Below are 8,979 nucleotides of genomic sequence, written 5' to 3' on the forward strand. Positions count from 1 at the left end.
GCTATCATCAACATTATCAGGGAAACTTATCCAGATCATTTTATCCTGAGTGAAGAAGTTGGGGAGATGAAGACTGACTCCACTGTAAAATGGATCATTGATCCTATCGATGGTACGGTCAACTACGCAAACGGTATCCCCATCTGTTGTGTATCAATAGGCGTGGAAAAAGAAGGCGAAATGATACTGGGCGCCGTATACAATCCTTTTATGAACGAGCTGTTTGTGGCCGAAAAAGGCAAAGGAGCCACCCTGAATGGTAAACCCATTCATGTGTCTACCAAAGCAGACGTAAACACTTCCTGCCTTGTAACAGGATTTGCCTATCAATGGGAAGAAAGGCCCAACAATCCCTTACAGGTACTGGAATATATCATTAAAAAGGGCATCCCGGTACGTCGCCTGGGCTCCGCAGCCATTGACCTTTGCTGGGTAGCCTGCGGCCGGTTTGATGGTTTTTATGAACATCACCTCCAGGCATGGGATTCCGCAGCCGGCTACCTCATCGTAGAAGAAGCAGGGGGCAAAGTGACCGACTTCTCCGGAAACCGGTATTCCCCTTATCAGAAAGAAATACTGGCCACGAACGGCCAAATTCATAGTGCATTACAAGACCTTGTTAACGGTAAATAAAGATGGAAGAGGAAAGAACAGAAATACAGGACCTGGGAGAATTCGGATTAATCGACTATCTGACCAGGAACATAGAAATACAAAATGCCAGCACCGTATTAGGTGTAGGCGATGATGCAGCTGTTATTGACCATTTTGGCAAACAAACAGTCATCAGCACAGATATGCTCGTAGAAGGCATCCACTTTGACCTGATGTATACGCCGCTGAAACACCTGGGGTATAAATCGGTGGTGGTAAACATCTCAGACATCTATGCGATGAATGCCATTCCTACCCAGATTACCATGAGCATTGCTTTCTCCAACCGTTTCTCCCTGGAAGCACTCAACGAATTTTACGAAGGCGTATATGCTGCCTGCGAAAAATACGGCGTAGACCTGGTGGGCGGCGATACCAGCAACTCCCAAAAAGGCTTCGTTATCAGCGTTACCGCCATAGGTGAAGTCACCCCGGATACTTTCGTAAAGAGATCTACCGCCGAAAAAGGCGATCTGCTCTGCGTTACCGGCGACCTCGGCGCGGCCTACCTCGGCCTCACCCTTCTGGAAAGAGAGAAAAAGATTTATCTCGAAAGCCCTACGGTAAAACCAGACCTGGAAGACCAAACCTATATCATTGGCCGCCAGCTAAAGCCGGAAGCCCGTAAAGACATTATCGAATTTCTCCATCAGGAAGATATTCTGCCTACTGCCATGATGGACGTAAGCGATGGACTCAGTTCCGAAATACTCCACATCGCCAAACAAAGCAACCTTGGCGTAGTGCTTTATGAAGAAAAGATTCCTATTGCCCAGGAAAGTAAGGAAATAGCCCTGAAATTTGGCCTGGACCCTACTGCCTGCGCACTCAGCGGCGGAGAAGATTATGAACTGCTCTTCACCATGAAACAACAGGACTACGATAAAATTGTACTCAATGAACAGATCAGCGTTATTGGGTACATGACCGATATTACCGAAGGGGCACATATCCATACCAAAGGAGGCAACAAGTTTAAGCTGGTTGCCCAGGGCTGGAATGCCTTTCAGCAATAGCTTTTAGCTTTTAGCTTTTAGCTTTTAGCTTTTAGCTTTTAGAAAAAATGCAGCGGAGAACAGAATGTTCATCTTCGCTGCATTTTTTCTAAAAGCTAAAAGCTAATAGCTAAAAGCTATTACTACTTCTCTACAATCACCGGTATAACCGGGCTGTTATGCGTTGGTGGCATATCACCTGCAAAAACAGAAAACTTCAACTGATACTTACCTGGCTTATCCGGCATCACTACTTCCAGGTTAATTAACCGGCGCAGCACCGCCTTCTCCAGTGTCATGGTAGACTTTACCGGTGGCAGGGCTTCATCTTTCATCTTAAAGCCATATCCCAGTACCGGTTCGTTGGTTCTGTCTAACCGGATCGGCTGATGATAATCATTGGTAGGCTGCAGGATCACATTCACATGTTCTCCACGCTTTGCCTTAATAGCTTTCAGTGCCGGTTTTAACTGTATGAGAGAATACGAATAATAATCGGATTGGATGCTATAATCCCAGGTGCCCAGTACCGTTTTCAGGCTGTCGGTAATTGGAATGCCGGTACCTGGATCAAATACCACCATCACCTCCTTACCCCATAACTCCGTTTCCGTATTCCAGAAATTATATTGACTTCTGCGGGCATACCTGCTGTTAAGGCTATAAGATAGCTGCCCGGTATAAAACATATACTTGGACGGCTTTTGATAACTATTGATAAACACCACCGGTTTGCCTTGTGCACGCTCAGCTACCTGGGCGGTCCATTCGCGGTTATGATGTATTTCCGGTCTTATTTCCACTCCCGGCAGAAAGTCCCATACCATGTACACCCGCACTACCAATACCAGCAAGAGGGTAACCGGCAATGTATAGAGCAACGCTTTCTGCGACCAGCCTTTTCTCACAATCGCCTGATGCGCCAATATGAGTACCGGCGTAAAGAGCATTACCGTCCAGTTAGCCTCTACCCTGCCTTTGAAAGTGCTGAGCAGAAAAAATGATAACACCCCTATCACACAGAATTTAAGTGCCCGCTCAAATGAGTTCTGAATAGGACAACGGAAGGCATAGTATAATATCAGCCAGCCCAGTAAAGGCCCGAATAACAGGAGTTGTCCACCCAGGTAATCCAGTGAATAACTGATATCATAGGAAGATGCGTTGCGTTCCACCAGGTGGTACTGCAGAGAAGGGAATCCGTGTGTATACTGCCAGTATATATGTGGTAAAAACAGTAGCGTGGTAATGACCACGGCCACATAAAACTTGAATACTTTCAGCAGGTTGATATTGGATAATAGCGTGAAGAAGACCAGCAAAACGCCATGGTATTTACTGTAAAACATCAATGCCATGGAAATCCCCAGTAATATGGTATTCTTCCAGGTTTGTTCATTTACAAAGTTGCGGTATACCCAGAAATAGATAGCGGCGAAAAATATCAGTGGTACATCCGGCACCGCCAGCATTCCACCTATTTGCATGGCGCCCATGGCGCCGATGAGCAGGTAGAAAAGTTTATTATCTTTTGAGGCAATCAACCGCGCGGTAATCCACAGCGTGAGCGTATTTACCAATACAATCAGCAATCTCACTCCCAATTCGTTATGAAAAATGCCGTATCCTATTTTAATTAGCAGGGCGATCATAGGCGGATGATCAAAGTAACCCCAGTCGAGGTGACGCGAATACACCCAATAATAAGCTTCATCGTCCCATAACTCGGAGAAGCAAGCCTGTAAAAGGCCTAGCACCAACCAGGTTAGCAGAAATAGATTTTTATACCGGTCTTTTCTAAAGAAGCGAGTTATTGCACTCATGTGGATATACAGTATTATTAATCCTGCGAAGATAGGGCTATTAACAGTATACTGTAGTATCCCAGTTTGAGTCTATTGCAACCAGGGCGGCATCATAGCCTACTGCAATGCGGCCCAATGCTTGCTCACGGCCTATTGCACGCGCCGGATACAAGGAAGCCATACGTAATGCCTCTTCCAGTGGAATACCTACCTGTTCCACACAATTGCGAACCGCTTTGGTCATGGTTAAACAGGAACCGGACAAAACGCCCGTGGCACTTACAAAACGATCTTTCTCCCGGAGATATACATAACTGCCTTCCTTATTTTCCTCTACCGCATCGGTGATCAAAAACAGGCGCTCCTGCATCATCTTTTTGCTGATACGGATAGATGCAAAATCTACGTGTACACCATCCGCTACTATGCTGGCGCATACACGTGAATGATCAAAAATAGCCCCTACAATACCCGGTGCACGGCTTTCCAGTGGCGACATCGCATTGAAAAGATGCGTGGCATGATGTATCCCGTTATCAAACGACGTATATGCCTGGGCGTAAGTAGCGTTACTATGACCGGCAAATATTACAATACCGGCAGCAGCTAATTGTCTTACCAGCTCAGGATCGCAGCATTCGGGGGCCAGTGTCATGATTTTCACTACATCCCTGCCGTTTTCCAGGATCCAGTCAATGTCTTCCTGTGTAGGCGCATGTATATATTGCTCCAGGTGAGCCCCTTTCTTTTTTGGATTCATAAAAGGTCCTTCCAGGTGCAATCCCAGCACGCCCTGTCCACCCTGTTCCCAATAGGCTCTTACGGCTTTCATGGCGTCCAGCATTATATCACGGCCAATAGTAGCGATGGTAGGCATAATCCACGCGGCTCCTCCTCCTTTACTATAGGCTACGGTAGCCGCCAGAGCGGTCACGGAAGGATACAGGGAAAACACCTGTCCATTTCCTCCGTAAATCTGCAGGTCCATAAAAGCCGGGGCCAGCAAGGCGCCCTTCAAATCAATTTCATTACCCGTTGCCTCCCTTTCTGCATGTGGCATGATGCTGATAATTTTACCCTGATGGGTACTCACGGCATGATCTTCCAATATTTCCTCACCGGTAAATATTCTCGCATTGACGTAGGTTACAGACATACAATAAAATTTTACGGACGTGATTCAACTTCGTATAGTTCTAAAGGCAGCCCATCAGGGTCTGCAAAAAATGTAAAACGTTGCTGGGTGTGGGGATCGATGCGTATAGGCTCTGTAGTAACGCCTTTTTGCTGCAGCGTTGCTACCGCACTATCAATGTCTGCCACCGCAAAGGCCAGATGACGTAAACCAGCGGCTTCCGGGCGACTCACCCTTGCCGGTGGATCAGGGAAAGAAAATAATTCAATGATGTATTGGCCATCCAATGCCAGATCCAGTTTCCAGGAGTCCCGTTCTTCCCGGTACACTTCACGTATTACCTGCAGCCCCAGTACATCGGTATAAAATGTTTTACTACGGGTGTAATCAGCACAAATAATAGCGATATGGTGGACGGACTGCAAGCGCATTTTTGTTTGGTTTATTGCCGTTTTAGCTATTAGCCTTTAGCTATTAGCTGTTAGATTAAAGCGGATGGACTGAGGCGGAAGGGAAAATGCGGCCATATTCCAGGCCGCATTGGCTTATCCTTTCGGTAAAATCGTGAATGCATCTGCATCTTTCAGGAAAGGAATATTTTTCCTTACTTCTGTGAGGCGCTCACGTTGAAGGGTATACGTAAAAATATCTTCGTCATCAGATTTGCGGTAAATGATTTCTCCCATAGGATCTATCAGGCTGGATTCACCGCTATGATAAATCTCTTTACCATCGTTACCAACTCTATTCACACCAATGACAAAGCATTGATTTTCAATAGCACGAGCCTGCAACAAGGTAGTCCAGGCAGTTTTACGTCTTTGCGGCCAGTTGGCCACATTTACCAGTATATCGTAAGCAGGTTCGTTGGTATCCGGCTGAATATTATTGCGGGCCCATCCCGGGAAACGCAAATCATAACAGATACTCAGATTGATTTTCCACCCCTTTACCTGTGCAATCAGGCGTTTATCGCCTGGCTGGTAATGATCCTGCTCACCTGCATAACCAAACAGGTGCCGCTTATCATAAGTACCATAGGTGCCATTGGGAAGCATCCACACAAGGCGGTTGAGGTATTGCCCGTTTTCTTCGATGATCAGGCTGCCGGTGATAATGATATTTTTTTCGGCGGCCTTTTTCTTCATCCACTGTACGGCACTACCATCCATAGTTTCGGCCAGCAGTGATGATTGCATGCTGAAGCCGGTGCTGAACATTTCCGGTAAAAAAACCACTTCTGTTCTTTCGGTTATGCTGTTGATTTTTTCATCAAACATGCGGAGGTTAGCTTCCTTATCTTCCCAGTGCAATTGCGACTGTATGAGTGTTACTTTCAGATCTGACATTGTCGGTTATTGTGATCACAAAATTACGGCCTGACTGATTAGAAACTTTTCAAATTATTGCCTGCTTATACGGCTTTATTTGCGATTTGTTCAAGCGCATCACTGATTAACTCAGATTCAAAGCCTCTTTGCAACAGGTATTGCATCGTTTTATATTTGCGCTTCATCGGAATTTCCCCCTTCAACGACTCATATTTTTTTTCAGTGAGCTTCAGGAGAACGGCGGCATAGTCATCGGCATCAATTTCTTCCATCCCCTTTTTGATGCAGTAGGCCGATACCTGTTTCTGCTTCAGTTCCATGAGGATTTTTTTTCTGCCCCATTGTTTGATACGGAATTTGCCGCCGGCATAAGCTTTGGCAAATCGTTCTTCATTGAGGAAGTTTTCTGCTATCAATTCGGCAATGGCCTCGTCTACTTCATTTCCCCTCAATCCCAGTTCCAGGCATTTGTACCTGGTTTCCTGGTGACTCCGTTCCTGGTAGGCACAAAACTGCCGGAGTTTTAAAATAGCGCTTAGCATTTAGCTTTTAGCTTTTAGTGATTAACCAGAAGATGAGTAAGAAAAATTTACCATCAGCCCTCAGTCAGCCTCAACATAACATGCTAACAGCTAAAGGCTAATGGCTAATAGCTATCTCACTATTCTCAGCTTAGCGTAGTTAAGCATAATCTTCTTTTCTCCGCCTCCCTTAGGGAACAGGATGGTCGCGATCCTATTGTTGGGCGCACCTTCCATGGCAGCGATGGTACCAAAACCAAATTTCTGGTGTTCTACCTGCATGCCAGGTTCCATTCCTGCCGGATCATCCGGAGTAAAGTTATCCGAAGGCACGTGGGTGGTAGCACCGGAAAAAGTAGGTTTGGCGGCCGGTTTCTGTGCAACAGGTTGTGATTGCTGCGCAGGTGTTTTCTTCTGAATCCGGTCAAACATATTATTGCTGTTGCTCCAGCCAGAAGTATTGCCACCGCCAAAAGCGTTGCGCACACTACCTCCGCCGGCATAACTGCGGTCTATGAATTTCTCTGGCATCTCTTCCAGGAAGCGGCTGGGTTCATTCTGTACCAGGTTACCAAAACGATAACGGCTATTGGCGTAGGTAAGCCATAATCGTGCTTTTGCACGGGTAATGGCTACATAAAACAAACGTCTTTCTTCTTCCAGTTCCTCCCGGGTGTTGATAGACATGCCGCTGGGAAACAGCGTTTCTTCCAGTCCTACAGTGAACACCACCGGAAACTCCAGTCCTTTCGCCGCGTGAATGGTCATCAGTTTCACCACATCACTATTTTCATCTGTACCCTGGTCGGCATCTGTCAGCAAGGTAATTTGCTGCAGATAAGAACCCATGCTTTTATCCAGCAATTCCCCTTCTTCGTCGGGGGTTTCTGTAAACTCTTTAATGGAGTTCAGTAATTCCTGCACGTTCTCATAACGGGCAAGCCCCTCCGTAGTTTTATCGTTGAATAATTCCTTTACTAAGTTGGTGGATTTACCTACCATCACCGCTACATCGTAAGCGTTGTGATGGGCGAGAGATGCCTGAAAACTTTTGATCATGATTACAAAAGCTTCGATAGCCTCTACGGTACCTCCTTTGAAACCAAACTCCCTGGCTCTTTCCAGCACCTCCCACATGGTGATGTTGTGTTCATTGCTCAGGATGATGGTTTTTTCTATTGTTGTTTTACCGATACCACGCACCGGATAATTGACAATCCTTTTCAGGCTTTCTTCGTCGCGGGTGTTCATCGTAACGCGGAGATAAGCGACGAAGTCCTTGATTTCCTTGCGTTGATAGAAAGACAAACCGCCGAAGATGCGATAAGCAATAGCTTTACGGCGCAGGCTTTCCTCAAAGGAACGGCTCTGGGCATTGGTGCGGTACAGGATAACGAAGTCACGGTTATCGTAATGATTCCGCAGCTTCTGTTCTGCAATGGTATCTGCTACAAACTTACCTTCTTCATTATCTGTCATGGTGCGTACCAGTTTGATGGTATCACCTTCCGTGTTATCTGTCCAGAGATTTTTTTCTATTTGTCCTTTATTGTGCGCAATCACTTCATTGGCCACATTCAGGATAGATTTGGTGCTGCGGTAGTTTTGTTCCAGTTTCACCACTTTCACGTCGTCGTAATCCTTTTCAAACTGGAGGATATTTTCTATTGTAGCGCCGCGGAAGGAATAGATACTTTGCGCATCATCTCCCACTACACAAATATTTTCGTTTACAGCACCCAGTAATTTGATGATTTCGTACTGTGCAGGGTTGGTATCCTGGTACTCATCGATCATGATGTACTTAAACTTGTGCTGGTATTTGTGCAGTACTTCCGGGAATGATTTAAGGAGGATATACATTTTAAACAGCAGGTCATCGAAATCCATGGCCCCGTTTTTAAAAGTACGTTTGGCGTACATGTCGTATATCTTACCGATGAGCGGCCGGTTGGCGCGCATATCTTCCTGTTGTACCAGGTGATCCAGCTGGTATTCATCCGGTCCCATCAGGCTGTTTTTGGCAGCAGAGATGCGGTTGTATACGAAGTTGGGTTTATAGTGTTTATCGTCTAAATTAAGCTCATTGATAATTGTTTTGATCACACTTTTGGCGTCATCAGAATCGTAGATGGTGAAGTCGTTCGGATAACCGAGCCGGTGTGCTTCTGCGCGGAGCAGGCGGGCAAACACGGAGTGGAAAGTACCGATGTAAAGATTACGGGCTTCGCTGCCGCCGAGGATCTTTTCCACACGTTCTTTCATTTCACGGGCAGCCTTATTGGTAAAGGTGAGTGATAAAATATTAAACGCATCCACGCCATTCCGCATCAGGTGTGCTATACGGGTGGTAAGCACCTTGGTTTTTCCCGAACCGGCGCCTGCTACAATCATCAAAGGGCCGTTGATATGTATTACTGCTTCCCGCTGTTGTTCGTTAAGCTCGTCTAAATAATTTGCCTTCATCACGACTGCTGTTTATATTTTATTTGTAGTAAGATGAGTATTCCAGAAGGGTGTAAAAGTACGAAAAGAAAT

General features: G+C 45.9%; 8 protein-coding genes. 2 read left to right on the forward strand and 6 right to left on the reverse strand.

Annotated features, from left to right (window positions below; genetic code table 11):
• Together VIP81_RS28530 and thiL are read left to right on the forward strand one after the other, a co-directional pair.
• On the forward strand, window positions 1-633 hold a 633-nt coding region (locus VIP81_RS28530; protein WP_331969647.1), incomplete at its 5' end, for an inositol monophosphatase family protein.
• Window positions 634-635: 2 nt separating this feature from the next.
• Complete coding sequence (gene thiL, locus VIP81_RS28535) at window positions 636-1,670, forward strand: thiamine-phosphate kinase (RefSeq protein ID WP_331969650.1); 1,035 nt, start codon at window positions 636-638, stop codon at window positions 1,668-1,670.
• Between the two features lie 122 nt (window positions 1,671-1,792).
• Here thiL and VIP81_RS28540 read toward each other — a convergent pair whose 3' ends face one another.
• The 6 genes from VIP81_RS28540 to VIP81_RS28565 form a co-directional block, all read right to left on the reverse strand.
• Window positions 1,793-3,472: an ArnT family glycosyltransferase gene (locus VIP81_RS28540; RefSeq protein ID WP_331969653.1), complete on the reverse strand. Its 1,680-nt coding sequence runs from the start codon at window positions 3,470-3,472 to the stop codon at window positions 1,793-1,795.
• A gap of 40 nt (window positions 3,473-3,512) precedes the next feature.
• The gene (gene nagA, locus VIP81_RS28545; protein ID WP_331969656.1) at window positions 3,513-4,610 is read right to left on the reverse strand and encodes an N-acetylglucosamine-6-phosphate deacetylase; all 1,098 of its coding nucleotides are present in this window, start codon (window positions 4,608-4,610) and stop codon (window positions 3,513-3,515) included.
• 11 nt (window positions 4,611-4,621) lie between these two features.
• Window positions 4,622-5,020 (reverse strand): VOC family protein, encoded by a 399-nt coding sequence (locus VIP81_RS28550; protein WP_331969659.1) that lies wholly within the window; start codon window positions 5,018-5,020, stop codon window positions 4,622-4,624.
• Window positions 5,021-5,134: 114 nt separating this feature from the next.
• On the reverse strand, window positions 5,135-5,938 hold the full coding sequence (locus tag VIP81_RS28555; protein WP_331969662.1) for an amidohydrolase: 804 nt from the start codon (window positions 5,936-5,938) through the stop codon (window positions 5,135-5,137).
• Between the two features lie 65 nt (window positions 5,939-6,003).
• Entirely contained in the window at window positions 6,004-6,462 is a 459-nt protein-coding gene (locus VIP81_RS28560) for a regulatory protein RecX (RefSeq protein WP_331969665.1), read from the reverse strand.
• A gap of 111 nt (window positions 6,463-6,573) precedes the next feature.
• Complete coding sequence (locus tag VIP81_RS28565; protein WP_331969668.1) at window positions 6,574-8,907, reverse strand: ATP-dependent helicase; 2,334 nt, start codon at window positions 8,905-8,907, stop codon at window positions 6,574-6,576.
• Between the last annotated feature and the right edge of the window lie 72 nt (window positions 8,908-8,979).

Source organism: Chitinophaga sp., from assembly GCF_036566945.1.
Taxonomy (GTDB): Bacteria; Bacteroidota; Bacteroidia; order Chitinophagales; family Chitinophagaceae; genus Chitinophaga.